The 24,513-nt window shown below is 69.4% G+C and carries 23 protein-coding genes and 1 pseudogene; 10 read left to right on the top strand and 14 right to left on the bottom strand.

Translation table 11 applies throughout. From position 1 onward, the window contains the following. Window positions 1-4: 4 nt before the first annotated feature. From lexA to HYG95_RS13655, 12 genes are all read right to left on the bottom strand, one after another. Entirely contained in the window at window positions 5-655 is a 651-nt protein-coding gene (lexA, locus tag HYG95_RS13710) for a transcriptional repressor LexA (protein ID WP_370465788.1), read from the bottom strand. Between the two features lie 33 nt (window positions 656-688). After that, window positions 689-1,177: a GNAT family N-acetyltransferase gene (locus tag HYG95_RS13705; protein WP_181698347.1), complete on the bottom strand. Its 489-nt coding sequence runs from the start codon at window positions 1,175-1,177 to the stop codon at window positions 689-691. Between the two features lie 63 nt (window positions 1,178-1,240). Beyond that, window positions 1,241-2,083 (bottom strand): DegV family protein, encoded by an 843-nt coding sequence (locus HYG95_RS13700; RefSeq protein WP_181698346.1) that lies wholly within the window; start codon window positions 2,081-2,083, stop codon window positions 1,241-1,243. A 3-nt stretch (window positions 2,084-2,086) separates the two neighbouring features. After that, a complete protein-coding gene (octT, locus tag HYG95_RS24850; protein WP_255495313.1) occupies window positions 2,087-3,748 on the bottom strand; it encodes a diglucosylglycerate octanoyltransferase in 1,662 nt (553 codons plus the stop codon). After that, entirely contained in the window at window positions 3,738-4,397 is a 660-nt protein-coding gene (locus HYG95_RS13690) for a histidine phosphatase family protein (RefSeq protein WP_067486266.1), read from the bottom strand. The genes octT and HYG95_RS13690 overlap by 11 nt, the downstream gene beginning before the upstream one ends. Beyond that, window positions 4,394-4,810: a ribosome silencing factor gene (gene rsfS / locus HYG95_RS13685; protein ID WP_067486264.1), complete on the bottom strand. Its 417-nt coding sequence runs from the start codon at window positions 4,808-4,810 to the stop codon at window positions 4,394-4,396. Before rsfS ends, HYG95_RS13690 begins: the two co-directional genes overlap by 4 nt. Next, complete coding sequence (nadD, locus tag HYG95_RS13680; RefSeq protein ID WP_067486262.1) at window positions 4,807-5,451, bottom strand: nicotinate-nucleotide adenylyltransferase; 645 nt, start codon at window positions 5,449-5,451, stop codon at window positions 4,807-4,809. Before nadD ends, rsfS begins: the two co-directional genes overlap by 4 nt. Before the next feature lie 11 nt (window positions 5,452-5,462). Continuing rightward, window positions 5,463-6,614 carry a hypothetical protein gene (locus tag HYG95_RS13675; protein ID WP_181698345.1) on the bottom strand — a complete coding sequence of 384 codons (1,152 nt, stop codon included), beginning with the start codon at window positions 6,612-6,614 and terminating at the stop codon, window positions 5,463-5,465. A 161-nt stretch (window positions 6,615-6,775) separates the two neighbouring features. Then, the gene (locus HYG95_RS13670; protein ID WP_181698344.1) at window positions 6,776-7,111 is read right to left on the bottom strand and encodes an MmcQ/YjbR family DNA-binding protein; all 336 of its coding nucleotides are present in this window, start codon (window positions 7,109-7,111) and stop codon (window positions 6,776-6,778) included. Window positions 7,112-7,122: 11 nt separating this feature from the next. Further along, window positions 7,123-8,514 carry a VWA domain-containing protein gene (locus HYG95_RS13665; RefSeq protein ID WP_181698343.1) on the bottom strand — a complete coding sequence of 464 codons (1,392 nt, stop codon included), beginning with the start codon at window positions 8,512-8,514 and terminating at the stop codon, window positions 7,123-7,125. Between the two features lie 3 nt (window positions 8,515-8,517). Next, a complete protein-coding gene (locus tag HYG95_RS13660) occupies window positions 8,518-9,396 on the bottom strand; it encodes a MoxR family ATPase (RefSeq protein WP_157105062.1) in 879 nt (292 codons plus the stop codon). Next, complete coding sequence (locus tag HYG95_RS13655) at window positions 9,393-10,658, bottom strand: glutamate-5-semialdehyde dehydrogenase (RefSeq protein WP_181698342.1); 1,266 nt, start codon at window positions 10,656-10,658, stop codon at window positions 9,393-9,395. Before HYG95_RS13655 ends, HYG95_RS13660 begins: the two co-directional genes overlap by 4 nt. Window positions 10,659-10,842: 184 nt before the next feature. Here HYG95_RS13655 and HYG95_RS13650 point away from each other — a divergent pair, with 184 nt between their 5' ends. The 7 genes from HYG95_RS13650 (at window position 10,843) to HYG95_RS13620 (ending at window position 18,957) form a co-directional block, all read left to right on the top strand. After that, on the top strand, window positions 10,843-11,718 hold the full coding sequence (locus tag HYG95_RS13650; protein ID WP_181698341.1) for a ribokinase: 876 nt from the start codon (window positions 10,843-10,845) through the stop codon (window positions 11,716-11,718). Between the two features lie 155 nt (window positions 11,719-11,873). Then, window positions 11,874-13,097: an RtcB family protein gene (locus HYG95_RS13645; RefSeq protein WP_181698340.1), complete on the top strand. Its 1,224-nt coding sequence runs from the start codon at window positions 11,874-11,876 to the stop codon at window positions 13,095-13,097. A 61-nt stretch (window positions 13,098-13,158) separates the two neighbouring features. After that, window positions 13,159-15,282: an ATP-dependent DNA helicase RecQ gene (locus tag HYG95_RS13640; protein ID WP_181698339.1), complete on the top strand. Its 2,124-nt coding sequence runs from the start codon at window positions 13,159-13,161 to the stop codon at window positions 15,280-15,282. A gap of 79 nt (window positions 15,283-15,361) precedes the next feature. Beyond that, window positions 15,362-16,453, top strand: coding sequence for a methyltransferase (locus tag HYG95_RS13635; protein WP_181698338.1), 1,092 nt, complete (start codon window positions 15,362-15,364; stop codon window positions 16,451-16,453). A gap of 62 nt (window positions 16,454-16,515) precedes the next feature. After that, complete coding sequence (locus tag HYG95_RS13630) at window positions 16,516-16,905, top strand: hypothetical protein (protein ID WP_225281022.1); 390 nt, start codon at window positions 16,516-16,518, stop codon at window positions 16,903-16,905. 64 nt (window positions 16,906-16,969) lie between these two features. Further along, on the top strand, window positions 16,970-17,929 hold the full coding sequence (gene ligD / locus HYG95_RS13625) for a non-homologous end-joining DNA ligase (RefSeq protein WP_181698337.1): 960 nt from the start codon (window positions 16,970-16,972) through the stop codon (window positions 17,927-17,929). Window positions 17,930-18,006: 77 nt separating this feature from the next. Next, window positions 18,007-18,957 carry a D-isomer specific 2-hydroxyacid dehydrogenase family protein gene (locus HYG95_RS13620; RefSeq protein ID WP_181698336.1) on the top strand — a complete coding sequence of 317 codons (951 nt, stop codon included), beginning with the start codon at window positions 18,007-18,009 and terminating at the stop codon, window positions 18,955-18,957. Here the strand turns inward: HYG95_RS13620 and HYG95_RS13615 are convergent. Both HYG95_RS13615 and HYG95_RS13610 read right to left on the bottom strand, forming a co-directional pair. Then, window positions 18,951-21,695, bottom strand: a complete 2,745-nt coding sequence (locus tag HYG95_RS13615; RefSeq protein WP_181698335.1) for a LuxR family transcriptional regulator — start codon at window positions 21,693-21,695, stop codon at window positions 18,951-18,953. The two genes, HYG95_RS13620 and HYG95_RS13615, sit on opposite strands and share 7 nt — an antisense overlap. A 53-nt stretch (window positions 21,696-21,748) precedes the next feature. Next, entirely contained in the window at window positions 21,749-22,558 is an 810-nt protein-coding gene (locus tag HYG95_RS13610) for a DUF5602 domain-containing protein (protein WP_370465787.1), read from the bottom strand. Window positions 22,559-22,783: 225 nt separating this feature from the next. Between HYG95_RS13610 and HYG95_RS13605 the strand changes: the two genes are divergently transcribed. From HYG95_RS13605 to HYG95_RS13595, 3 genes and pseudogenes are all read left to right on the top strand, one after another. Next, window positions 22,784-23,518 carry an ESX secretion-associated protein EspG gene (locus HYG95_RS13605; protein ID WP_181698333.1) on the top strand — a complete coding sequence of 245 codons (735 nt, stop codon included), beginning with the start codon at window positions 22,784-22,786 and terminating at the stop codon, window positions 23,516-23,518. Window positions 23,519-23,554: 36 nt separating this feature from the next. Continuing rightward, window positions 23,555-23,926 (top strand): hypothetical protein, encoded by a 372-nt coding sequence (locus HYG95_RS13600; protein ID WP_181698332.1) that lies wholly within the window; start codon window positions 23,555-23,557, stop codon window positions 23,924-23,926. Further along, window positions 23,926-24,513 (top strand): annotated as a pseudogene (locus HYG95_RS13595) (hypothetical protein); the annotation flags it as partial. The gene HYG95_RS13600 and the pseudogene HYG95_RS13595, both read left to right, overlap by 1 nt.

Genomic DNA, 24,513 nt, shown 5'->3' with positions numbered 1-24,513 from the left:
GGGATCAGAGCCGGCGCATCACCGAGACGACTTTGCCGAGGATGACGGCGTCGTCGCCGTCGATCGTCGAATAGGCGGGGTTGCACGGTTCGAGGTGGATGTGGCCGTTGCGGCGGCGGTACACCTTCACGGTCGCCTCCTCACCGATCATGGCCGCCACGATGTCGCCGGAGTTCGCCTCACGCTGGCTGCGGACGACGACGAGATCGCCGTCGCAGATGGCGGCGTCGATCATCGAGTCGCCGCGCACCCGCAGGCCGAAGACCTCACCGCGTCCGACCAGCTCACGTGGCAGCGTCAAGACATCGTCGGCATGCTGCTCGGCGGTGATCGGCGTGCCCGCCGCGATATCACCGACAACCGGCACGCTGACGGCGGAATCGGAGCCCGCGCCGGGTGCGCCACGCAGGAACAGGCGCACGTCGATGGGCCGGGTCATCGCCGCACTGCGGCGCAGAAAACCGTCCTCCTCCAGGGCCTTCAGATGCTTGGAGACCGTCGAGGTGGAACGCAGCCCCACCGCCTCGGCGATCTCACGCGCACTCGGCGGATAACCGTGCGCGAGCACCGAATCCCGGATCACCGCGAGGATGTGTTGCCTGCGCGGCGGCATGTTCGAGGTATCGGGAAAGTCGAACTCGTCGAATGCGGTCACGCTGGCATCGTAGAGCCCGGCCACCGTACCCTTTCAGGCCAGGTTCTTGGCGAAGCAGTTCGACAGCGGCAGCTCGTGATACGGCGCGAACAGCGGGATCCGGTGATATCCGCTGCGTTCGTAGAACCGCACCGCATCGGGTTGCAGATGCCCGGTCTGCAGGATGAGCCGCGGTTGCCCCGCCTCCCGCGCCGCCGCTTCGGCGGCCGCGAGCAAAGCCGTCGCTGTGCCCGTGCCACGAAAGGCCGGTCGGACGAACATCCGCTTGAGCTCCAGATCCCCGGCGTTCCAGCGCACTGCGGCATGACCCGCGGGTGTCCGGCCCGCGTAGGCCACGAAGGTCTTGTGGACGGTGCTCGGGTCGACGAGTGTCGGCGGCGGCCCGACGAATTCGATATAGGCGTAGCGCGGGCCGACCTCTGCCGACATCTCCGCGCGCAGCACGTCCGCGTCCGGATGCTCCCAGTCGACGGTCAGCACTTCGACGGCAGGCGGGGTCGGTCGCGTGGTGGAGGCGGTCATGTTCTCTACCGTAAGCAGGCGACCGATCCGGGCGCGCCGGTTGTCGTCACCGAGATTCTCGACCTAGGTGCATCCGCCGGGCAGCACCGCGACACCGAGGGCGCCCACCCCAAGGTGCACACCGAGAGTGGGGCCGAATTCCGCGATGTGGAGTTCGGTGAGGGTGGGATTCTGTTCGCGCAATTGGCCGGCCAGAGACTCGGCGGCCTCGGCGGCACCCAGATGCTGGATACCGAGGGCTACGCCGTCGGTGCCCGCGGCGGACGTCGCGGCGGCGACGAGCTTGGTGACGGCGCGCGACCGTGTACGCACTTTTTCCCGCAGCTCCAGTTTGCCCTCGACCAACTGCAACAGTGGTTTGGTGACGAGCTCGCTGCCGAAGAAGGCAGCCGCGCTGCTGAGCCTGCCGCCCTTGCGCAACTGTTCGGTGCGGTTCACCAGGATGAAGGTGCGGGCACGGGTGGCGGCGGCCGCCGCACACTCGTAGACCGCGTCGAGGGTGTCACCGGCCCGGGCGCGGCGGGCGGCGCCGAGTACAGGCAACCCCGTGGCCAAGCCAGCGCCGAGCGAATCCACCAGGCGCACACGGCCGTCGGCGCCCATCTCGCGCACTGCTTGTCGCCCGGCCTCCCAGGTCGCCGACAGCATGCGCGACAGATGCACGGCGACCACTCCGTCGCCGCCGCTGTGGTCCATGGCGCGTTCGTAGGCCTCGCGCAGTTCACCCGGCGAGGCCGCCGACGTGGTGACCGAGTCGGCGCTGTAGTCGATCTCGACCGGCTCGACGCCCTCGCGCAGCTGCCGATCACCGACCAGCACGTGCAGAGGCACCACTTCGATACCGAGATCGGCGACGAGGTCGGCGGACAACCCGGCCGCCGAATCGGTGACCACCACAACGGCCACGGACTACCGAACCTCCTGCAGCGCCTTGGTCATGGCGGTGGCAACAGCCTGATGCCCGGCCCAGCCCCAGTGGATACCGTCGGGGTTGGCCGATCCCGATTCGATGTCGTCGCGCACGGCTTCGCCGAGGTCGACCAGCGGCACCGAGGTGCGCGCCGACCACGCCCGCAACGCCTTCACCGCGCGCGGCCGACCACGGTGCACGCGACCGTAGGCATCGCAGCGATGCACCGACGGCAACACCGCGACCACCGGCAGCTCCGGACGCAACTGGGTCAGCGCCTCACGCGACTGCTCCAGATAGTCCACGCTCACCCTCGGTGGAAGAGCAACGGGGCGACCGAGTTTCGACAGCTTCGGCTGCAGCCAGTTGTAGGTGGCCCGCACCCCGCGACGCAGCCGGGGCGGACGGATGTAGCGGATCGTCTCCCGCAGGGCGGTGGGCAGCGGAGACGGCAGGGTGTCCATGCCGCCGACAGCGAACACGACAGCCCCCGCGCGCGGCACGGCGGCCCACACCCGGGGATCACCGATCAGTGCCCAGTAGGCGTCACGACAGGTCCACCCGATCCGGGCGACCAGCTCGACATCCCAATCCAGTTCGGCCGCCACGAGATTCGGCCAGATCCTCGGATCATCGGCCGGCAACCCACCCTTGGGCCCGAAATAGGCGAGCGAATCGGCGATCACCAACAGCACCGGCCGAGGCGAGGCCTGCTCGACCACCTCGGTCGATACCTCCTGCCGAACCGCGGGCGCCTCCGCATCGACGGTGCTGATCGACTGATTCTGCGGGACAGAAGGTTCCGCGAGAACACTCGGCATCGCGCTCACACCGTCGGCAGGCTGGACCGGGGAAGGCGCGAGCAAGGCCTGCGACTGCACACCGGGCTCCCCTTCGGCCGTGGAGCCGGATGCTGCCGTCTCAGCTCCGAGCAGCGCTTCGGCGGCCGCATCAGCGCGCGCCGAAACCGATTCCGCGTGAGCGATACCGGAAGCGCCGTCCTGCGCGGGAGTAGCTTCGACCTGAGCAACAGTCGAAGGACCCGCCTGCGGCTGAGCCGTTTCCGTCTGCGCAGGACGGGATTCCGCTTCGGCAGCAACCGATTCACCTGCCCGAGGCAGAGTCGAGTCGGCCTGGTCCACAGTCTGCGTGTCGACCGTGGTGTTCGAGTCGTTCTGCGCGTGCGACACGGAGTCGGCGCCCGAGGCCGAAGCCACCGGAGTGCCGGTATCAACCTGGGCCGCAGAGGAATCCGAGCCCTCTGTCAGCGCGTCGGTGCCATCCGCCGAACCCGCGCCGACAGCATTACCGACATCGTCGACAACCTTCGCCGCTACGGAACCCTCGTCGTCGGACGACTCCTCACCGGAATCGTGTGCACCCGAACCGGACTCGTCCTCGGCCGACGAGTCGGTCTCGGGTTCGGCGACCGGGGAAGGCGGCGGCCCGAAAAGCGCGTCGGGCAGCGACCGGGTACTGCGAGCGGTGACCTGCTTGAAGAGTTCGTCGGGTACCGAACGGATCGGCTCCTCACGCTCGGGGCGTGCGGGCCGCGCCGGTGGCGGGCCGAACAGCGCGTCCGGCAATTGCCGTCCGGGCTTGGCCGTCACCTGCTGGAACAATTCGTCCGGTACCGATCGGACGGGCTCTTCAGAGGACATCGGGAGCTACCTTCGCCGCTGCGTTCCAAACATCGAGGCGCCAGCCGGGTCGGTCGACATCCGGGCCGTGACTGGAAAGCTGCACCCAGCTCGTATTGGCCAGCCCACCGAGGGCAGGCCAGTTCTCCGGTGGCAGATCCAGCAACGCGGCCGTCAGGGCAGCGATCAGCCCGCCGTGCGCAACCAGGATGATAGTCCGACCGGGCCAATCCTGCCGCTCGTTGTACAGTTCGCGCACCACGGGCAGCGACCGGGCGCCGACCTCGAGTTTGCTCTCGCCGCCGGGCGGACGGTAGGTGGCGTCGAGCCGCCACTGCACCCGCGCACCGGGGTAGTCGGCGTCCACCTCGAGGTGGGTCAGGCCTTCCCAGTCACCCAGGTTGGTCTCGCGCAAGCGGGTATCGGTGATCACCGGCAGATCGCTGAGGTCACCGAGAGCCTGGGCGGTTTCCTTGGCCCGACGCAGATCGGAGGCGTGGATGGCGATGGCGTTGCGTGAAACCAGTTCTCGGGCAGCCTCTTTGGCCTGCTGACGACCGAGCTCGGTGAGATCGGTGTCGATCTGGCCCTGCATCCGGTCGGCGGCGTTCCATTCGGTCTGCCCGTGCCGCAGCAGGATCAACGTGCGCACATGGGCGTACTTGCTCACTCGCTGTCTGCCTCTGCCTGCGCGTCGTCGTCGGCGGCCGGGGCCTTGGGTGCGGCGATACCGTCGACGGGAACCGTCGGGCAGTCACGCCACAGGCGTTCGAGGGCGTAGAAGTTGCGCTCGTCGTTGTGCTGGATGTGCACGACCACGTCGACGTAGTCGAGCAGCGCCCAGCGTCCCTCGCGGGTGCCTTCGCGACGAACGGGCTTGTGCCCGGCCTCGCGCAGCTTCTCCTCCACGTTGTCGACGATCGCGTTGACCTGACGCTCGTTGGGCGCCGACGCGATCACGAAGCAGTCGGTGATCACCAGCTGTTCGGAGACGTCGAGGACAACGACATCGGTGGCGAGCTTGTCGTCGGCCGCGAGTGCGGCGACTCTGGCCATCTCGACCGCTTCGGCGGTGGCGCTCATGCCTTACCTTCCGTTCCTGCGGGCACATAGAGGTGCCGCTTCGATATGTACTGCACCACGCCATCGGGGACGAGGTACCAGACCGGCCGACCCTGGGCGGCGCGGCGCCGGCATTCGCTCGACGAGATGGCCAGCGCGGGGATCTCGATCATCGTCACGGCATCGGCGGGAAGGTCCCGCAGATGTTCCTCGAGATGGTCGGTGTTCAGCTCGTACCCCGGACGGCTCACCCCGACGAACTTCGCCAGTTCGAACAGTTCGGCCCAATCCTGCCATGTCAGGATGTTGGCCAGCGCGTCCGCACCGGTGATGAAGTACAGCTCGGCGTCGGGATGGGCGCTCTGCATCTCGCGCAGGGTGTCGACGGTGTAGGTGACTTTGTTGCGTTCGATGTCGGCCCGGCTCACCGAGAACCTCGGATTGGACGCGGTGGCGATCACCGTCATCAAGTAGCGGTCCTCGGCGGGGCTGACCTGTTTGCCCGCCTTCTGCCAGGGCTGACCGGTGGGGACGAAGATCACCTCGTCCAGGTCGAACAGGTGCGCGACCTCGCTGGCGGCGACGAGGTGACCGTGGTGAACGGGATCGAACGTGCCACCCATCACGCCGAGCTTGCGGCGCGGCCGGGCTGTCTCGTGCATGAGGTCCGAGCTTAATAGGACCGCCACCATTCGTACGGATCGGAGGGCTCCGGGAATCGGGGCCGATCGGCTCGCGGTGCTCGCGGGCCCGCTTCGGCCGGTCGGTGCTCGACAGTGCCCGAGGCCTGGGCGCACATCTGGGCGAACTGACTGCGGGTGCGACGCAACTCCTCGACGTGGTGGGCGGCCGGGTCGGTGGCGACGAGGCGGTTCAGTTCGGTGAGCAGCACGTCCAGGGTCACCCACCACGGGCCGCGCAGCGTCCCGCCGGGGCCGCGCAGTTGCAGCCAAGCCGCCGCGCGCAGGCAACGCGCGCGGGGCACGATCTTGTCCTGTTCGCCCCAGAGCCCGGCCGCGCGCAGATAGCCCCCGAGCGCCTCCGATTCCTGCCCACAACATTCCCTGGCCACCGCAGCCGACCACAGCAGATCGGCGTGCCGGTGCCGCTCGGTGGGCGAGCCGGCGATCAGGCGGGCGGCCTCGGTGAACTGCCAGGCCGCCTCACGGTATCGGCCGAGGTGATTGAGCGATTCGGCGAAGATCGCACGGACCCGCGCGAGCTCGCCGGGTGGGTAGCCGACTGCTGCCCCGTCGAGCAGCGCGTGGTCGAACGCCCGCGCCGCCTCGGCATGTGCTCGTGCTCGATGCCAGGAGCGGCCCGCGACGATCCACAGATGTGCCGAGTCGGCCGCCGAGATCGGCGCCCAATCGGCGGCGGCCGCGGCAGCCGCGCGGGCGACATCGCGAGCGCGACCGGGTTGGGCGGCGATCGCGGTGACCAGCCGGGTCCGTAGCTCCGCCCGCTCCCGTGCCCCGAGCTCCGCCGCGCCGACGACGAGGGCGCGCCGTAACTGCTCCTCCGCCGCGCCCGGTGCGTCGAGCAGGCGCGCCGCCGCGATCGTCGCGAGCTTTCGCGCGGCACGGGCCAGCGAACCGGGCTCGAGCAGGCGGGCTGCCTCGGCGGCAGCCGAACCATCTATCTGGCCGGCGGGAGCACCGACCCGGAGCTGCGCATCGTGGACAGCGCCCTCTTCGATCGCCCCTGCGATTGGCGCGGCGTGGTCGGCCGACCCCACGAGTGCGGCTTGGGCAGCGGGTTCGGCTGGGGCGGCTAATTCGGCTCGAGCGTCATCGTTCTCGGCGGCGGCGAACCGATCGCTCACCGGGCGAACCACATCCGCACGACACAGAAGCGGGCGACGGTCCCGATTCTTCGATCCGTCCCCCGATGTTCAGTTCGCCCGTCGTCGCGCGACGCCCCTGCCAGCATGGCGGTGATCTTGGTGGTTCGCCCCTACGAGTGGCTTAACGTCCGCTCAACGCCTCAGCGCAGCGGCCTTTTCGACTTCGGGAGTTTGGCGACGACGGCGTCGTAGGACGCGTCGATGAGTTCGCGTATTTCGTCGTCGGGAACGGCCCCGCCGACGCGAATGCTGTTCCAGCCGTAGCGGCCGATATAGGCCGAGGCGGCGACATCGTCGGGGTAGATGGTGACCAGTTCGTCGGCTTCGGCGCGGTCGCGCCCGCATTTGAGACCGATCGATGTGCCTGCGCCGAGAAACGCGAACACCTTGTCGCCCACCTTGGCCACGGTGTCGCCCTCCCACGGTTCGTCTTCCCACGCACCGGGTTTGGCCAGGCAGTACGCCAGTACATCCATCTCGCGGCTCCTCAGACCGGCAGCAGTTTCGACACGACGTCGGTGAGCTGGCGGGCCGACCGGCATTCGTGCATCTCGATCACCGCGCCGTAGTCGGGTGCGGCCGAATCGCCTGTGCCCCAGAGGTTGTGCGGCTCGGGGTTGAGCCAGTGCGCGTGTTTGGCGGTCTCGACCAGCCCGCGCAGCGTGTCCACCTTCGGGTTGCGGTAGTTGGTTCGACCGTCGCCGAGGACGAGCAGCGAGGTGCGGCTGGTGACGGCGTCACCGAAATTGTCGGCGAAACTGGTGAAGGCCTGGCCGTAATCGGAGTGGCCGTCGGAGTCGATGACGGTGGACTCGGTGAAGATTCTGGTGAGCACGTCGTCGAGACCGGTTTGCGGGCCGAAGTAGTCGGTGACCTCGTCGGTGCGGTCGACGAACGCGAAGATCCGCACCCGGGAGAACTGTTCGCGCAGGGCGCTCACCAGCAGCAGGGTGAAGCCGCTGAAGCCGGCCACCGAGCCCGAGATATCGCACAGCAGAACCAGATCAGGGCGCCCGGGGCGCGGTTTGCGCTGCACCAGGTCGATCGGCACGCCCCCGGTGGACATCGATGCCCGCAGGGTTTTGCGCAGGTCGATCTCGCCGCGACGGGAACGCTTGCGTCGCACCGCCAACCGTGAGGCGAGGATCCGCGCCAACCGGTGCGTTCCCCGGCGCAGATCGGCCAGTTCACGTTCGGAGGCGCGCAGAAAATCGGCGTCCTCGGCCTGCCGGGCGACCCCGTAGGTGGCGACCCGTTCCCGTCCGATCTGCTCGGCGACGCGGCGGTTCGTCTCCTCTTCCACGGTGGCCCGGAACCCGGCGATGCGCATCCGCAGCAGGCGCTGCGCGATCTCGGCGTCGCGTTCGCTCGCGTCGGGTGGGAGGGCGAGACCGGCCAGCGCACGCGCCAGCAAGGTCTGCGGCGCAAGGTCTTTGAGCGCCTGATAGGCGGAGAACGACGGTCCACGCGCCGATTGGTACCGTCCGAGCTGCTCCACCACCTGGGCGGCGAGCAACTCGAGCTGGTTGCCGCCGTCGGGCGTGGCGAGCAGTTCGGCGAGCTGTTCGCGCAGGGCGGGCAAATCGACGCGTCCGTCGGGGGTGCGGGGCAGTTCGGGCGCCTCGGCACTGCGCTGCCCGACGGTGACCGGGAACCACAGGTCGAAGAGGCTGTCGAAGGTGGGGCGGTGGGTGGGGCGGCGCAGCAGCGCACAGGCCAGGCCCTCCCGCACCGCTTCCCGGTCGAGCAGGTCGAGCACCGTGAGCACCTGGCCCGCGTCGACGGTTTCCGACGGACCGACCGGCACCCCGCGCGAGCGCAGCGCCGCGACGAAACCCGCGACATGGCCACTGATGCCGTGGGGCGCGGGCGCGGTCATGCCTCAGGCCAGTTTCAGCTCGGACAGGGCACGCTGGTGGTCGCTGCGGTGCTTGAGCACCACGCCGAGCGTGGCCCGCACCGTGGCGTCGTCGAGGTCCTGGGAACCCAGTGCGAGCAGGGTGTTGCCCCAATCGATCGTCTCGGCCACCGACGGCAGCTTCTTGAGTTGCATTCCGCGCAGCACATGCACGATGCGCACCAGCTGCTCGGACACCACCGCCGACAGCTCGGGTACCCGGCTGGCCAGGATGCGGCGCTCGAGGTCTTCGTCGGGGAAGTCCAGGTGCAGGTACAGGCAGCGACGCTTGAGCGCCTCGGACAGTTCGCGGGTTGCGTTGGAGGTGAGCACCACGAACGGCTTACGGGTGGCGGTGATCGTGCCGAGCTCCGGAACGGTGACCGCGAAATCGCTGAGCACCTCGAGCAGCAGGCCCTCGATCTCGACGTCGGCCTTGTCGGTCTCGTCGATCAGCAGCACCGTGGGGTCGGTGCGCCGGATCGCGGTGAGCAGCGGACGCGAGAGCAGGAACTCCTCGGTGAAGACGTCGGCTTTGGTTTCGGCCCAATCGTTTTCGCTCGACGCCTGGATCCGCAGGATCTGCTTGGCGTGATTCCACTCGTAGAGGGCGCGGGCTTCGTCGACACCCTCGTAGCACTGCAAACGCACCAGTTCGGCGTCGGCCACCTGGGCGACCGCGCGCGAGAGTTCGGTCTTGCCGACACCCGCCGGGCCCTCGATGAGCAGCGGTTTGCCCAGCCGGTCGGCGAGGAACACCGAGGTGGCCGTGGCCTTGTCGGCCAGGTAGCCGGTGGTGGCCAGCCGGGCGATGACGTCGTCGACCGAAGTGAAGATCGGTTCCTGTACCAGAGTCACGGTCACACCGGCCGAGTCTGGCCGTCGCCCCACACGATCCACTTGGTGGAGGTGAGTTCGGGCAGGGCCATCGGGCCGCGGGCGTGCAGCTTCTGGGTGGAGATGCCGATCTCGGCGCCGAAGCCGAACTGCTCGCCGTCGGTGAACGCGGTGGAGGCGTTGACCATCACGGCGGCGGCGTCGACGCGGGCGGTGAACTCGCGTGCGGCGGCCAAGTCGGCGGTGACGATGGCCTCGGTGTGGCCGGTGCCCCAGGTGTTGATGTGCTCGACCGCGGCGTCGAGGTCGTCGACGACCTTCACGGCGATATCCATGGTCAGGTACTCCTCGCCCCAGTCGGCATCGGTGGCGGGCACCTGACCGGGCAGGTCACCGTGAATGGTGACGCCCGCGCCCTCGAGTGCCTTGCTCAGCCGCGGCAGCGCGGTCTCGGCGATGGCGGCATCGATGAGGACCGTCTCGGCGGCGTTGCACACGCTGGGACGGCGGGTCTTGGCATTGAGCACGATCGCCTCGGCCATGTCGAGATCGGCGGCGCTGTGCACGTAGACGTGGCAGTTGCCGGTGCCGGTCTCGATGGTCGGCACCTGTGCGTCGCGGACGACGGCGTTGATGAGGCCCGCGCCGCCGCGCGGGATGACCACATCGACCAGGCCGCGCGCCTGGATCAGGTGGGTGACGCTGGACCGGTCGTTGCTCGGCAGCAACTGCACCGAGTCGGCCGGAATGCCCTGGGCGGTGAGAGCTTCGCGCAGGATCTCCACGAGCGCGGCATTGGAGTTCGCCGCCGAGGACGAGCCGCGCAGCAGCGCCGCGTTGCCCGACTTCAGTGCCAGGCCGAAGGCGTCGACGGTGACATTGGGCCGGGCCTCGTACACCATGCCGACCACGCCGAGGGGCACCCTGGTCTGCCGGATCTCGAGCCCGTTGGGCAGGGTGCTGCCGCGCACGACGACACCGACCGGATCGGGCAGGCCGGCGACCTGACGCAGGCCCGAGGCGATGCCGTCGATGCGGGCCTTGGTGAGCCGCAGCCGGTCGAGCAGGTTCTCCTGGGTGCCTGCCGCACGGGCGGTCTCGATATCGGCGTCGTTGGCCGCGAGCACGCGGTCGGCCGAGGCGAGCAGCGCATCGGCCGCGGCGTGCAGTGCGTCGTTCTTCTGCGCCGTGGTGAGCTGAGCGAGCGCACGGGACGCGACGCGAGCCCTGCGGGCGGCGTCGTGCACCGCTGCGCGGATGTCGAGCTCGGGGGTCACTTCTACCGTCATGGGTATCAGCGTACGCATTGTGCCCGTCCCGCTCGACGCCACCCGGGACCCGGAATGTGGCTCCGACCGGCAGCGGGACCGAGTTATCCACAGGGTCTCGCGGGCAGGCGCCCCGCGACTCGACCACTGACATCGAGTCGCAAGCGGGCACCGCGCAACGCCGTCGCCGCTAAATTCGACGTTTATGAACCACTCCGCCGCACCGACCGTTGTGGTGTTGGGCAGCGTCAATATGGACCTGGTCACCACCACCGCGCATCGGCCGGCCCCCGGAGAAACAGTGCTCGGCTCCGGCTTCGCCACGGTTCCGGGCGGGAAAGGCGCCAACCAGGCGATCGCGGCGGCTCGCTCCGGTGCCGACGTGCGGTTCCTAGGCGCGATCGGCGACGACGCCTTCGGCGCCACCCTGCGCGCGACCCTCGACGACGCGGGCATCGACACCACCCTGCTGCGCACGGTCCCCGGCCCGAGCGGGGTAGCGACGATCGTGGTCGACGGTGCGGGCGAGAACAGCATCATCGTCGTGGCCGGGGCGAACGGCAGGATGACCCACCTGACCGAAGCGGAGCTCGCGGCGATCGAGGCCGCCGACATCCTGCTGTGCCAGCTCGAGATCCCCCTCGAAACAGTCACAGCGGCCGCACACCACGCCGGCTCCGCAGGCACACTCGTAGCCCTGAACCCCTCCCCCGTCCAGCCGCTGCCCGCACGGCTGTGGGCCGATGTGGACCTGGCGATCGTGAATTCGCTGGAGTACGAACACTTCTCGTCGACGTTGGGGCCGGTTGCGCACGTGGTGCGAACCCTGGGCGCCGACGGTGCGGTCTACCGTGGCAGCGGCACGGAACTGGTGGCAGGTGGGCGCAGTGTCGACGTGGTCGACACGACCGGCGCGGGCGATGCCTTCACCGGCGCCCTCGTCGCGACGTGGTCGCAGGGCGCAGCCGCCGCTCTGAACTGGGCAAACACAGCCGGCGCCCTGGCGACTACCCAGCTCGGCGCCAGCGCGTCCATCCCCGGACGGGAACAGATCGCGGCCGCGCTCGCCGAGAATCGCTGATCCGCGGTGGCGAGTTCGGCACCGACCGCGCCAGAGCGCTAGGAGCGAATGGGACACAGGCAACGTTCCACCCACCCGCGACCGCGTGGTAAATGGGGTGCGCCGCCCACGACAAGGCCCCTACCGTTGGTGATACACCAAGGAAAGGACCGACCATGTTTCCCGTCGAGCTGCGCGGTACCCGAGCGCAGACGCTCATGTGGGCAGACGAGCACCAGATCGAGCAGGCCGCACTGAAGCAGCTCCGCAATATCGCCGAACTGCCCTGGGTGCACGGGCTGCGCGTGATGCCGGATGTGCACCTGGGTAAAGGCGCGACGGTCGGTTCGGTCATCGCCATGCGGGATGCGGTGGCGCCCGCGGCGGTGGGAGTCGACATCGGGTGCGGGATGGAAAGCGTGAAGACCGGGCTCACGGCCTCCGATCTGCCAGACGACTTGCGTTCGTTGCGTGCGCGGATCGAGCAGGCGGTGCCGGTCGGGTTCCAGGCGCACAAGGAAGCCGTGAACGTCACGAAACTCGATGCCGGATTCGCGAACTCGCACGGCCAGGCGGCATTGCGTGCCAACAGCTGGGACCGGTTCTGGCGCGCGTTCGGGCAGCTGCACCCGGGTGTGTCGTCGTTGGAGTCCAAGGCGCACAAGCAGATCGGATCGCTCGGCGGCGGCAATCACTTCATCGAGATCTGCCTCGACCAGGACGACGCCGTGTGGATCCTGCTGCACTCCGGCTCGCGCAATATCGGCAAGGAGCTGGCGGAGCGGCACATGGCGATCGCACGGACGCTGTCGCACAACCAGTCGCTGCCCGATCGCGACCTGGCCGTTTTCCTTTCCGGGACACCGGAGATGGACGCCTACCGCCGGGACCTCACCTGGGCCCAGGAGTACGCGGCGCGCAATCGCGCGGTGATGTTGTCGCTGGTGTGCCGGGCGGTGCGGGACGAATTCGGCGAGCGGCCGGTACGTTTCGAGGAGCCGATCAGCTGCCATCACAACTATGTGGCCGAGGAGATCATCGACGACGTGCCGATGCTGGTGACCCGTAAGGGTGCGGTGCGGGCGGGTGCCGGTGAGCTGGCGCTGATCCCGGGCTCGATGGGCACGCGCTCTTATGTGGTGCGCGGCAAGGGCAATCCGCTGTCGTTCCAGTCGGCCTCGCACGGCGCCGGACGACGGATGAGTCGCAGCGCGGCCAAGCGGCAGTTCACCGTCGCGGATCTGATCGCCCAGACCGAGGGCGTGGAGTCGCGTAAGGACGCGGGCGTGGTCGACGAGATCCCGGCCGCGTACAAGGACATCGATGAGGTGATCGCGGCCCAGGCCGATCTGGTCGACGTGGTCGCGACCTTGCGTCAGGTCCTGTGCGTGAAGGGGTGACCCGGCGGAAGGTCTGTATCGCCGATCAAACCTGTCGGTGGGGTGGGGCAGCATAGGGCCCATGACCACAGCGGCAGGTAACGACGTGCTCGACCTGATGGCTCCCGACCTGCGCGAACGCGCCGAGGAGCTGCTCCGCGACCTCGCCGGGCCACAGGCCCGGCTACGCGAGGACCAGTGGACGGCGATCGAGGCGCTCGTCGTGCGGCGCAGCCGGGCACTGGTCGTCCAGCGCACCGGCTGGGGTAAGTCCGCGGTGTATTTCATCGCGGCCAAACTGCTGCGCTGGGCGGGTCGGGGGCCGACGGTGATCGTGTCGCCGCTGCTCGCCCTCATGCGCAACCAGGTGGCCGCCGCCGAACGGGCGGGGGTGGTGGCGGCCACCATTAACTCGGGCAATGTCACCGAGTGGGACGAGATCCATCAGCGGGTCGCCGACGGTGCGGTCGATGTGCTGCTGGTGAGTCCGGAACGCCTGAACAATCCCGACTTCCGCGACCAGGTACTGCCGAAACTCGCGGCCGATGCGGGGCTGGTCGTGATCGATGAGGCGCACTGTGTGTCGGACTGGGGTCACGATTTCCGTCCCGACTACCGCCGCATCCGCACCCTCATCGCCGACCTCGGCACCGACGTGCCGGTGCTGGCCACGACCGCGACCGCCAACGACCGGGTCGTCACCGATGTGGCCGGACAGATCGGCACCGACACACTGGTGTTGCGCGGCACCCTGGATCGTGAGTCGCTGCACTTGTCGGTGGTCCGGTTCGACGACGCGGTGCAGCGCACGGCGTGGCTCGGCGCCCACCTCGATCGGATGCCCGGTTCCGGCATCATCTACTGCCTCACCGTCGCCGCGGCGAACGACCTGGCCGACGTGCTCGCCACCCACGGCCACACCGTCGCTGCCTACACCGGCCAAACGGACCCGGCCGAACGCGAAGCGCTCGAGGCGGCCCTGCTGAACAACGAGGTCAAGGCCTTGATCGCGACCTCGGCACTCGGGATGGGCTTCGACAAGCCCGACCTCGGGTTCGTGGTGCACGTCGGCGCGCCGTCCTCACCGATCGCCTACTACCAGCAGGTCGGCCGCGCCGGGCGCGGCACCGACCGCGCCGAGGTGGTGCTGCTGCCCGGCCCGGAGGACGCGCGCATCTGGAGCTATTTCGCCTCCGTGGCGTTTCCTCGCGAACACATCGTGCGCTCGGTGCTCGCCGCCCTGGACACGGACCGGGCGATGTCGACGGCGGCGCTCGAACCGCTCGTGGAGCTGAACCGTTCGCGGCTCGAGATGGTGCTGAAAGTGCTCGACGTCGACGGCGCGGTTCGCCGCGTGCGCGGCGGCTGGCTGTCCACCGGACAGAACTGGACCTACGACACCGAGCGCTACGAACGTCTCGCCGCCGCCCGCGACGCCGAGCAGCAGGCGATGATCGACTACCAGTCGACCACGACCTGCCGGATGACGTTCCTGCGTCGCCAGCTCGACGACCCAGGCCTCGACGGCCTGGCCACCGCCGAGCTCGACTGCGGCCGCTGCGACAACTGCACCGGCACCCGCCCCGACACCAGCATCGACGACGACGCGATCGCCGCCACCCGGGCCCGGCTCGACCGCCCGGGCCTCGACCTCGCCCCGCGCAAACAGTGGCCGACCGGTATGGCGAAACTCGGAATTCCGTTGTCGGGCAAGATCACCGGCGGCGCCGAGACCGGCCGTGTGCTCGGCCGGCTCACCGATCTGGGCTGGGGCCAGCGCCTGCGCGCCCTGCTCGACGGGCCCGACGCCCCGGTACCCGACGCGGTGTTCGACGCCTGCATCGCCGTACTGCGCGACTGGGACTGGGCGGCCCGCCCCACCTCGGTCCTCGCCTTGGAATCGCCGCGCTATCCCCAGCTCACCACCAGCCTCGCGCAGCGACTCGCCCAGATCGGCCGCCTCACCGATCTGGGCACGCTGCACGCGCGCCCCGACCGCCCCCCGGTCTCGGCGGCGAACTCGGCCCACCGCGTCGCGGGATTGTTCGACTACTGGGAGGTACCCGACCTGTCGCAGGTGGACGGACCGATCCTGCTGGTCGACACCCTCACCGACACCGGCTGGACCATGACCGTCGCCGCCCATGCCCTCCGGGCGAGCGGCGCGGACGCGGTGCTGCCGTTCGCGCTGGCCACGCCGACCTGATCCACTCCGGCCCGGCGCGTCGCGAATCCCGTACCCTCAGCACGTACGCGCAGGTCGAACGGCCGACGATGGAGTCGCGATGACGACGAAGAAGCTGCCCCCGATTCCCGTGGTCCACGCGTTCGACCGGGTGCGCGACGCGCTGGCCAGGCTCCATCGGCGGCTCGTCCCCGGCCATATCGCGCTGCTGGAACTGCAGTTCGCGGGGTTCCTCTCCCAGGCCATCAGCACCGCCGCCGAGCTCGGCATCGCCGACCAGCTCGCCGACGGCCCGCGCACCTCGGCGCAACTGGCCGGCGCGCTCGAGGTGGACGAGGACGGACTGAGCAGGCTCCTGCGGCTGCTCGTGAGCTACGAGGTGTTCGCCCAGCGCCGCGACGGCAGGTACGCCCTGACCCGCATCGGCGAGGCGTTGCGGGGCGACGCGGCGGTGACCATGCGCGAGGTGGCCAGGTTCTTCGGCTCGCCCTACCACCGCAACCACTGGACCCATCTGGGCGATGCCGTCCGCACCGGCGAGGCGGTGGGCCAGGCGCTGGAGGGCGCGAGCTTCTTCGAATACGCCGCGCGCGATCGTGCGGTGGGCGACCTGTTCGACCGCGCGATGACCAGCATCGGCACGCTGTCGATCGAACCGCTGCTCGCCGCCTACGACTTCGGCCGCTTCCACACCGTCGTCGACGTCGGCGGCGGACGTGGCAGCCTGCTCGTCGAGATTCTCCGCCGGCACCCCGCGACCAGCGGGGTGGTGTTCGATCTGCCCGGCGTGGTCGAGGATCTGAGCACCGATCTCGCGGCTGCCGGACTCGGGCGACGCTGCACGGTGCAAGCGGGCTCGTTCTTCGAGGCCGTGCCCACGGGCGGCGACGCCTATCTGCTCAAGAACATCGTCCACGACTGGTCCGACGAGCACGCCGAACGCATCCTGCGCACCGTCCGCGCCGCCATGAGCCCGACCGCGACGCTGCTGGTGATCGAGCTGGTGCTGCCCGAGCATCATCGGCCGCACCCGGGCAAATTCGTCGATCTGGAGATGCTCGTCAATACCGAGGGCGGCCACGAACGCACCGAAGCCCAGTTCCGTGCCCTGCTCGACCGCGGCGGTTTCACCCTGACGCGCACGGTGGAGACCGTGGCGCCGGTCTGCGTACTCGAGGCCGTCGCGCGCTGATCGGGGCCGACACGCCGTCGCCGATTGTGTGTACCGCCGGTGAGCAGTGTTTCAATGCGGCTATGACCAGGACCACATTTGCTCGAACCCTGATGGCCGTCGCCACGGGCTGTGCGGCCGGCTTCACCCTTTTCACCGCCCCTGCCCAGGCGACGAACGAGAACCCGCTCGACTGCTCCGGCGTGCCGGGCGCCCAGGCCGCCGCCGACCGCGAAAGCGCACGGCGCGGCATCGCCATCACCCCGCTGTGCTTCAGCGGGGGTCTCTACAGCGGCATCCACGCGGGCATCCCGCTGGCGGTACTCAACCCGTTGACGATGCCCGGCACCAACACCGTGTGCGTCGCCGAACGCGAAACCGTCGAGGCGGCGGCCAAATTCGAATGGACCGAGCAGGTACATGTGATGCCGATGTGCATCCAGCACCGTGCCTTCGGGGTGTACGAGCTGTAGTCGCGGCGCCACGCGGGTCCGCTACCCGGCCACGGGGCGGGCCCGCTCGTCTATCGTTGCGCGTGTGGCCAAGTCTGCGGCTCCGGCGGTCGAACTGCCGGTGGGTGAGCACACGGTACGGGTCAGCAATCCCGACCGGGTGTACTTTCCCGAGCTCGGCGTGACCAAGCTCGACCTGGTGAACTACTACCTCGGCGTCGGGGACGGCATCGTCAACGCGCTGCGCGACCGGCCGTGCATGCTGCACCGCTTCCCCAAGGGGCTGGCCGGTGACAAAGTCCATCAGAAGCGGTTGCCCGCCGGTGCGCCCGACTGGATTCCGACCGTGCGGGTGTACTTCCCGCGGTACGGCAGGCATGCCGACGAACTCTGTGTGGAGAAGCTCGCCGACGTCGCGTGGGCGGTGCAGATGTCCACCGTGGAGTTCCATCCCTGGAATTCCCGCTCGACCGACACCGAATCGCCCGACGAGTGGCGCATCGATCTGGACCCCATGCCGGATTGCCCGTGGTCGCGGGTGCAGCGCGTCGCCGGGGTGGTGCACGAGGTCCTCGACGAGTTCGGTGCCGTCGGCTGGCCGAAGACCTCCGGAGGCCACGGTCTGCACGTCTACGTGCGGATCGCCCCGGAGCACGGCTTCCAGCAGGTGCGCCGAGCGGCGCTGGCCTTCGCCCAGGAAGTCGAGCGACGCGCGCCCGACGACGTGACGACCGCCTGGTGGCGCCGCGATCGCGACCCCGGTGCCCTGTTCGTCGACTACAACCAGAACGCGCGCGACCACACCATCGCCGCCGCCTACTCGGTGCGTGGTGTCCCCGAGGCCACCGTGTCGACACCGGTGCGCTGGGACGAGATCGACTCCATTCATCCCCGTGATTTCACGATCCGGACCGTCCCCGCCCGCTACGCCGAACTCGGTGACATCCAGGCCGACATGGACGACGCCGTCTTCGACATCACCCTGCTGCTGGAACTCGCCGACCGCCACGGCGTGGACGAACCCGTCGATCTCGACGAATCGTGAGGTCCTGGCTCGACGCGGTCCCGGCGGTCCGGGAGAATCGGAACTCTGCCCGCCCCGGCACCAATCAGGAGGACTTTGTGCAGGAATCCGCGATCACCGTCGCGATCGGTCCGGACCCGAACGCTCCGCGACTGCTCGAGAAGGCGGTTGTCGGCGCGGGCGCCCGGGTCGGTCCGCTCGCCGACGCCGACGCCCTGATCTGGACGGGGATGCCCGCTGATTTCCCGGCCGAACTGCCTGCGTCGGTGCGCTGGGTGCAGTTGCCCGCCGCGGGGATCGAGGACTTCTTCGACGCAGGCGTATTCGCCGCCCACCCGGGCCCGACGTTCACCTCCGCGGCGGGCGCCTTCGCGCACAGCGTCGCCGAGCACGCGCTGATGCTGTTGCTGGCCGGCGTGCGGTATCTGCCCGAGCAGTTGCGCGCGACCTCGTGGCGGCAGCGCGAATTCTTCCCCCACGTGGGGTCGTTGCGCGGCAAGACCGTGACGATCGTCGGCGCGGGCGGTATCGGCCGCGCGCTGATTCCGATGCTCGCCCCGCTCGGTGCGCACGTGATCGCGGTGAACCGGTCGGGCAACCGCGTCACCGGACACGGAATCGGTGCCGACGTGGAGACGGTGCCCGCCGATCAGCTCGGACGGGTCTGGTCGCACACCGACCATGTGGTCGTCGCGGCCCCGGCGACCGCGCAGACCCGTCATCTGATCGGTGCCGACGAGCTGGCCAGGCTCAAGCCGTCGTCGTGGGTGGTGAATGTGGCGCGTGGCAGCCTGATCGACACCGACGCGCTGGTCGACGCACTGAGGCGCGGGATCATCGGCGGTGCCGGACTCGATGTCACCGACCCGGAACCGCTGCCCGACGGGCATCCGCTGTGGGACCTGCCGAACGCGATCATCACCCCGCACGACTCCAATCCGCCGCAACTGCGCCTGGCCGCCTTCGCCGATCATGTGGGCGCCAACGTCGCCCGGTTCGTGGCGGGCGAACCCTTGCGGGCGATCGTGGATCCGCAGCGCGGTTACTGACCGATCCGGCCGCTGCCCACCCAGGACGCGATCCGGCTGCGGCTGGTGAAGCCGAGTTTGGTGAGAATGTGCTGCACATGGTTCTGCGCGGTGCGTTCGGACAGGACGAGCGCGGCAGCGATCTCCCGGTTCGTGAGGCCACGTGCCACGAGGCGGGCGACCTCGCGTTCCCGCGGAGTCAGTGTCGTGTCGCCGTTTCGGTGCACCGCGACCATCCGTAACCGCTCGATCCACGGCGTCATCCCGACCGATTCGGCCACCGGCAACGCACCCCCGGCTACAGCGACGGCATCGGCGGTGGCGCCCCGGGCGAGCAGGAGTTCGGCCAGTTCGCAGTCGGCCTCGACGGCGAACCCGGGGGCGCCGATCGTGCGGGCGGTCCGCGCCGCCGCGCGCAGATCCTTTTCGGCGGTATCCGGATCGTCCAGTGCGGCGGCGAATTTCCCGAGCCACAACCTGACCGGTCCCAGATAGTGCGCGGTGCCACCACCACCGGTGACGTGGCCGTGGCGGTAGCGGGTCAGCCGCTCACGGAAGTAGGCCACGTCCTCGATGATGCCGAGTCCGGCCGCGACCGCACCACCGACGGTGAGCACATTGAGCGCGAAATACGGTGGGAACACCCAGGTTCCGGGGCGGCCGAGGCCACGGTAGAGGGACTCGGCCGCTGCGGTCATGCCGCTGTCCACCATCGGGAACGCGGTGCCGAGCGCGGCGAACAGCAGATTGCGCACCTCGCCGCGCAACGGTGCCTGCGGCAATGTCAGTGTCTCCGGCGGATGGCCGCGATGGTGCCCGACCACGACCAGCAGTGACCGGTAGGCGCCGAACGCGGCGGGATGGCCGAGCGCGGTAGCCAGCTCGTGCGCCCGCCGGGCCCGGTCGAGAGCGTCGTCGAACTCGGCGCGCGCCTGCGCCAGCGCGGCTTCCGCGACCAGCCGGTGCCACCGCGCCATCGGGCCGCCGGTGTGTTCGGTACACCAGGACAGGCACGACAACTCGCCGGTGATCGCGCCCAGATCACCCTGCTCCCACAGCGCATCGATGCGCCACAACCTGCCCCACATCTCCATGGCCGGGTCGCGCGCGTGCTCGCCCGCGGCGATCATTCTCGTGGCGAGTTCGCGATGTTCCTCGCGATGGTCGGGCCCGCTGCAGGCGAGCTGACGGGCCCGTAACGCGGCGGCGAGGACGGCCGGGTCGGCACTGCGCTCGGCCACCGCGAGCGCGACCCGGCTCGACGCGTCGACACCCTGTGAGCGGCCCAGGTAGATCGCGGTTTCGGTGGACCGGGCCAGCAACCGGGCTCGCAGCGAAATAGGCAGGTTGTCGGCGGCGAGCGCTTCGGCGCACGCGTCGGCGATATCGCGATCCCAGCCGCGCTCCCCGATCGGTTCGAGTACCAAGGCCGCCTCGGCCTGCAGGACCGGTTCCCCTGCCTTGCGGGCCAGTGCCTCGGCAGCGGCGCAATCGGCGCGGGCGGCGGCGAGGTGACCCGCGCGAACCTGTGCGGCGGCCCGATCCAGCAGCAACCTGCCCCGCTCGAGCGGTTCCAGCTCGGCGGCATGGGTCACCGCCAGCCCGTAGAACCGCACGGCGTCCTCGAAAGCCAGCTCCCGCAACGCCACCTGCGCGGCGCGGCGCGCCCAGCGCACGGCGGGTTCGTGCGCTCCGGTCACCGCGGCATTCGCCCAGTGCCAGGCCAAGGCGGCCGAATTCGCCTCCACCGCATCGGGATACAACGCTTCGATGGCCAGGGCCGCCCGCTGATGCAGCACCACGCGCCGGTGCAGCGACAGATCGTCGAGCAGGGCGGCCCGCACCAGCGCGTGCGCGAACCGCACGGTGCCCGGATCGTCGTCGGTCGCCAGCAGACCCGCGTCGACCGCTTCGTCCACCGCGGCCAGACAGTCCGCCGCCGAGCGCTCGACCAGCCGCGCGGCGACCGCGATCGAGAACCGCTCACCCAGAATCGAGGCCGCCCGCAACAGCTCCACGGCCCGGGCCGACCGCGGCACCATCCGCGCGCGCACCACCTCGCGCAGACTGGTCGGCAGGTGCAGCGCGTCGTCGGTGGTACCGCGCATCGACCGGCCGAGTTCACGCAGGTAGAAGGGGTTTCCACCAGTCATGTCGAACGCACGGTCCGCCAGTTCGGCGGGTAGCGCGCGGCCCGCTTCGAGCTGCAGGCAGCGCGCCGAGTCCGCAGGCGAGAGCCCACGCACGGGCAGCGAGGCGGTCACCGGTTCACGAAGGAGTTCGGGCTTGATCGCGGTCCAGCCACCGTCCTCGGCACCGGTGCGCTCGGTGGCGCACACCATGACCCGGCGATCCCGCAGCCCGCGCACGACATAGAGCAGGGCCTGCAGCGAGGGCTCGTCGGCCCAGTGGATATCGTCGATCACCAGCAGCGTGCCGGTCGCCGCGCCGTCGTCCAAGCTGGCCGCGAACGTTTCGAACAGCGCGACCCGGTCGCCGTCGGGCGCGGCGATCCCCGGGCCAAGCGCCTGGCGCCACAACCAGAACGGCGGCGGATCGGGCAGCTCGAGCGCCCGCGCCCACAGCGTGCGCACCCCTCGCTCACGTGCGCGCGCCGCCAGCTCGGCGACCAGCCTGGTCTTGCCGACCCCGGCCTCGCCGGTACAGATCACCTGCTGTGGAACCGCGTGGACCGCATCGTCGAGCCGGGCCAGCAGGTCCGCCAGCTCCCACTCGCGCCCGATCAGCTCGGTGATCACACCTCACCTCCGAGTAGACGAGCCTACTCGCAGGTGAGGGGCTTGCAGAAGGGTCAGGAAGCGGTGCGATCGGTGAGCCCACCGACCTTCACCACATACTCGTCGGACGCATCGTCGAAGCTGATCGAATAGGTGGTCGGGTACCGCGCGGTGTGCTGGTAGGCCTGGGGCTGCGGGATGTCGCCGGTGAACGACGGCTTGGTGAGCAGCCATTCCAGGGTGAACATCGGCTCGGTGAAGATGTACTGGCCGTCCCACGAGCCGTTGATCAGGGTTTGCGTGAATTGGCCCGGTGCGACCGGATTGCTCATGTCGAGCCAGTGCACGCCCATCGCGGGGACCGCCTGCATCTCGATCGGCTCGGGCGCCGTCACGTAGCCGGCCGGCATGTATTTCGCGTCCGGGTTCACGGCCGCTTTCGCCAGGAACTGCGGATCCTGCGGGCTGATCGCCGTCACCGCCGCGGCGTCGATGAAATAGAAGTGGGCGTCGAAGTGCGGCTTGTCGAACATGCCTGCCGGTGGATGGCCGTGCGGCACCCAATCGAAGGTGAGGTGGTCGACCACCGCGCCCGCCGCTTCCTTCGGCAGCGCCAACGGTCTACCGGCGGGCGGTGGGCCCTCCGGCTCACCGGCCGGCATGGGCAGCCCCTCCAGTGCCGCCTCCTGGATTCGCAGGCCGACCTCGGTCGGCTTGCCCGAGTCGTCGGTGGTCACGTAGGTGCGGATCTGTCCGTTGCCGAGGGCGAGTTCGTCGCCGTAGTAGGTCGTCGCGTCACTGTCGTCACCGCAGCCCGCGCCGAAGGCGAGCACGAGAACGGCGGCCAGTGCCGTGGTGATGCCGCGAGTACGTATGGTCCTCACCCTGGTTCCGCGAGTCGGACGGCCGCCTCGAACGTAGGTCATAGCTCCTCCAGTCAACGGATCTGTCCTGACGGTAGGAGTCACAGCGGCAACAGACGTCCGCCGAAATACTCATCCGGGTACTCATTGCGCCGGAGTTTCCATTCGGGCGGATGAACGGTGCGCCGGATTCGGACACTGCGGTTAGGCTGAGCTCGTCCTGGTTCGGTAAGGATGGGATCGGCAATGGGATGGACCTTCACCGCGGACGAGTTCGCGCACGTCTGGCGGGAGACCGGTCGCGACCGGGTGCCGTTTCCGCTGCGGTTGCTCGAAACGCCGCGCACCGAGGACGAAGCGCGCCGATTACGTTCGACGCTCGATCAGCGACTGACGCCCGGCACCGATCCCGACCTCACCGCGTGCCTGCGGATCGTCGCCGAACCGCACGCCAGGATCGTGCTCGTCGGCGGCGGGCACACGCCGGGCAGCGAGATCCGGTTACTGGCCTGCGCTGTCTACGATCACGCGGTTCTCCTGGTGCAGGAACCCGGCACCCGTCCCGATTACGGTGGGCAGGTGCGGGTTTCGATCGGGCACAGCGCCGGGATCGGCGCGCGCGTCACCGCCTGCCTGCCCGACACACCACCCGGGCGTGAACCCGCTCGTGAGGCGGCGGCCGACGCGGTGCGCGACGAGGAGACCGTGATCGCGGCCCATCCCGCGGTTCCCCGGATCCAGCGTTTGCTGCGCCGCCCGCACACCGCCGAGGGGCATATCCGCATCGAAACCGGACTCGACCGCGAAACCCCTTCCCCACCGCTGCATTACAGCTGGATCGACGTCGCGAACGACGGGCGCTACCTGCTGCGCGTGGGGGAAACGGTGCACGTGGTTCCCGCTTCGACCGGTCAGCTCGCCGCGCAACTGCAGCGCCGGGTGGCACCGGCGCACAGTTCGCACAATCGTAGGTCCGGCTAGCCTGGACACCGACGCTTGATCTGGAGGGGAGACGCGATGACGATCGAGAGCAGCCGAGCCGAGATCTCCCGGTTCCGCAGCGCCGCCGCGGCGGGGACGGTGAAATTCGATCCCGAGGCCGCGCGCCGGTGTGCCGATCTCTACGCACAGCAGGCCGACCGGCTCGCCGAGTTACGCCACGATCTCGAAAACGCCGCCGAGGCAGGCGGATTCGGTGGTTTCGTCTCCGCACAGCAATTACAGGCCGGCTTCGCCCACAAGGCGCGCGATGCCGCCGATCTGCTCGATCGCTACATCGAAGCGGCCTACCGGATGCGTGAGGCGTTCCTGCTCAGCGCGGGCCTCTACGAGGAAGCCGACGCCGCCGCCTCCGCCGCGCTGCGCGCCATCGATACGCGGGTGCACTGATGAGTACTGATCCCACCTACATCAGTGCGATGGAACATTTCGAATCCATGCCGCACGAACAGATCTATGCCCGCACCCAGCAGATCGACGCCGGGGAGATCCTCGGCGCCTCGATGGCCTGGCTGGAAACCGCCGCTGCCCTCGTCACCCTCCCTGTCGCCAAGTCCAACGCCGATCAGGTGATGGAGGAGGCGGGATGGGAAGGCGAGGCCGCCGAAGCCGCCGCCGCGAGCACCCGCAGCTTCGCCGCCGCCATCGACGAATTGGCCGCGGTGATGGCGGAAGTCGGCACCCGCCTCGGTGGGGTGGCGGCCGCCGCCGAAGCGGTGAAACTGGCGGTGGTCGCCCCCGGCGACTCCGGCCCGATCGGCACCATCGCCCGTCTGCTGGCAGCCGCGGATGTCATCGACGCGCAGATGGCGGCCGAAGCGTTGCGCCAGGAAGCACTCCTGGCCATGAACATGATCTACAAGCCCGCCTACACCCTGGCCGGAACCGGCGTCCCCGCCCTTCCCGTGCCGGCTGCGGATTCCCCTGTCCCACTGGACAACCCGCCCCGAACCAACGGCGCTCCCCCTGCCGAGGTC

The organism is Nocardia sp. GTS18, assembly GCF_013839555.1.
GTDB lineage: Bacteria > Actinomycetota > Actinomycetes > Mycobacteriales > Mycobacteriaceae > Nocardia > Nocardia rosealba.
The sequence above is the reverse complement of the archived record's forward strand: the minus strand, read 5'-3'. Positions and strand labels throughout refer to the sequence as shown.

Coding starts and splice junctions, on each gene's coding strand:
- HYG95_RS13705 (WP_181698347.1), bottom strand. CDS start 1,177: ATGACCGCCTCCACCACGCGACCGACCCCGCCTGCCGTCGAAGTGCTG.
- octT (WP_255495313.1), bottom strand. CDS start 3,748: ATGTCCTCTGAAGAGCCCGTCCGATCGGTACCGGACGAATTGTTCCAG.
- rsfS (WP_067486264.1), bottom strand. CDS start 4,810: ATGAGCGCCACCGCCGAAGCGGTCGAGATGGCCAGAGTCGCCGCACTC.
- nadD (WP_067486262.1), bottom strand. CDS start 5,451: ATGCACGAGACAGCCCGGCCGCGCCGCAAGCTCGGCGTGATGGGTGGC.
- HYG95_RS13670 (WP_181698344.1), bottom strand. CDS start 7,111: ATGGATGTACTGGCGTACTGCCTGGCCAAACCCGGTGCGTGGGAAGAC.
- HYG95_RS13665 (WP_181698343.1), bottom strand. CDS start 8,514: ATGACCGCGCCCGCGCCCCACGGCATCAGTGGCCATGTCGCGGGTTTC.
- HYG95_RS13655 (WP_181698342.1), bottom strand. CDS start 10,658: ATGACGGTAGAAGTGACCCCCGAGCTCGACATCCGCGCAGCGGTGCAC.
- HYG95_RS13650 (WP_181698341.1), top strand. CDS start 10,843: ATGAACCACTCCGCCGCACCGACCGTTGTGGTGTTGGGCAGCGTCAAT.
- HYG95_RS13645 (WP_181698340.1), top strand. CDS start 11,874: ATGTTTCCCGTCGAGCTGCGCGGTACCCGAGCGCAGACGCTCATGTGG.
- HYG95_RS13640 (WP_181698339.1), top strand. CDS start 13,159: ATGACCACAGCGGCAGGTAACGACGTGCTCGACCTGATGGCTCCCGAC.
- HYG95_RS13635 (WP_181698338.1), top strand. CDS start 15,362: ATGACGACGAAGAAGCTGCCCCCGATTCCCGTGGTCCACGCGTTCGAC.
- HYG95_RS13630 (WP_225281022.1), top strand. CDS start 16,516: ATGACCAGGACCACATTTGCTCGAACCCTGATGGCCGTCGCCACGGGC.
- HYG95_RS13605 (WP_181698333.1), top strand. CDS start 22,784: ATGGGATGGACCTTCACCGCGGACGAGTTCGCGCACGTCTGGCGGGAG.
- HYG95_RS13600 (WP_181698332.1), top strand. CDS start 23,555: ATGACGATCGAGAGCAGCCGAGCCGAGATCTCCCGGTTCCGCAGCGCC.